General features: G+C 67.7%; 3 protein-coding genes. All 3 read left to right on the plus strand.

Going from position 1 to position 1,819, the window contains the following annotated elements:
- The coding region (locus ACN269_RS34430; RefSeq protein WP_421477476.1) for an alpha/beta hydrolase fold domain-containing protein at positions 1-296 on the plus strand (296 nt) is incomplete at its 5' end.
- A gap of 4 nt (positions 297-300) precedes the next feature.
- A complete protein-coding gene (locus ACN269_RS34435; protein WP_421477477.1) occupies positions 301-1,188 on the plus strand; it encodes an NmrA family NAD(P)-binding protein in 888 nt (295 codons plus the stop codon).
- 106 nt (positions 1,189-1,294) lie between these two features.
- Positions 1,295-1,819, plus strand: a 525-nt coding sequence (locus ACN269_RS34440; protein ID WP_421477479.1) for a phosphate signaling complex PhoU family protein, incomplete at its 3' end; no start/stop codon positions are given.

Consider the following 1,819-nt stretch of genomic DNA (forward strand, 5'->3'; position numbering starts at 1 on the left):
TCGGCTGGGCAGCCTACCTCGGTGGCGCCGATCCCGAGGTCGCGGTTCCGGCCCGCCGCGAAGATCTATCCGGACTGCCGCCGGCCTGGGTCGGGGTCGGCACGCTGGACCTGTTTCACGACGAGGACCTCGGCTATGCCGAACGGCTGCGCGCCGCCGGGGTGGCATGCGAAGTCGAGGTGGTCGACGGCGCGTTCCACGGATTCGACGGAGTCGCCGCGAAGACCGACGTGTCACGGTCGTTCTTCGCCAGCCAGTGCGACATGCTGCGCAAGGTGTTCGACCCGGTCAGCTGAACACATGCTGTTGATCACCGGGCCCAGCGGCAATGTGGGCTACGAACTGGTGGCCCGGCTGGCCACCGCACCCCCGGCGACGGGGTGGCGGGTCGCCAGCCGCCGACCCGCCGACCTGGACCGGCGGCTGGGCGACAGCGGCGCCCAGGCGGTCCGGTTGGACTTCTTCGACCGCGCCACCTGGCCTTCCGCGTTGGCCGGGGTGCAGACGCTGTTTCTGTTGTTCCCGCTGCCCGGCAACAAGGCCGCCCGCACCGCGATCATCCCGTTTGTCGAGGCCGCCCAGGAGGCCGGGTGCCAGCACGTGGTGTACGTGTCGGTGTTCGGTGCCGACCGCGCCCGGTTCATCCCGCACCACCACGTCGAATCCGCATTGCGATCCAGCACCATGGCGTCGACGGTGCTGCGGTGCAGCTTCTTCATGCAGAACCTGCACCGGCTCATCTCCACCCACGGCGTGGACATCGCCGAGAACCACGAGTTGTTCATCCCGGCCGGCAACGGCCGCACCACGTTCATCGACGCCCGCGACGCCGCCGATGTCGCCGCCACCGTGCTGCGCGACCCAGGATCGCATCGCGATACCGTCTACCACCTGACCGGGCCCGCGGCGTTGACGATGACCGAAGTCGCCGAAGTGCTCAGCGCCGGACTGGGTTACCGGGTCCGCTATAGCAACCCGAGCTTGGTGCGGTTCGCGTCGCGACTACGACGGCGCGGAGTCGGCTGGGACAGCATCGGTTTCATGTCGGCGGTGTACACGCTGACCCGGCTGGGCGGCAACCAGCAGATCACCGACGAAGTCGCTCAGCTGCTTGGCCGGCCACCCCGCGCGCTGGCCGAGTTCGTCGAGGACAGCGCGTGGCGTTGGCGCGACCGGGCCTGGACCTAGCCACGCATCTGAATCGGGTCGCCGGTCATTCTGACACCCCGAATAAATCTGCATATTTGTCGTGCCTGCGGGGAATACTTGTCCACTGACAGGGGAGGCCCAACTGATGCGTACGACTTACCGCGAGCAACTCACAACACTCAGAATCCAGCTGGCCGAGGCATGTGGACTCACCGCCAGCGCAATGGCCCGGGCAACCGAGGCGTTACTGCAGGCCGACGTCGACTTCGCTGAAAGCGTGATCTCCGGGCAGGACCAGATCGCGCACATGAGTGCGTGCGCCGAAGAACAGGCGGTTTCGCTGGTGGCGCTGCAGCAACCGGTGGCCGGCGAGTTGCGCACCATCGTCGGTGCCATGCACGTCGCCGCCGACGTGAATCGGATGGGGGCGCTGGCCGCCCATGTCGCCAAACTCGCCCGCCGTCGCCAGCCGAACCATGTGTTGCCGGACACCGTCAGTCCGGTCTTCGAACGGATGGGCGCGGTCGCGGTCGACTTGGCGGTCATCGCCCAGCAAGTGCTGCAATCCCCTGATCCCGACAAGGCCGCCCGCATCCGCGAACAGGACGGCGCCATGGACGATCTGCACCGCCAGCTGTTCGGGGCGGTGATGGATCCCGCCTGGTCGCAC

The organism is Micromonospora sp. WMMD736 (assembly GCF_049179015.1).
GTDB lineage: Bacteria > Actinomycetota > Actinomycetes > Mycobacteriales > Micromonosporaceae > Micromonospora.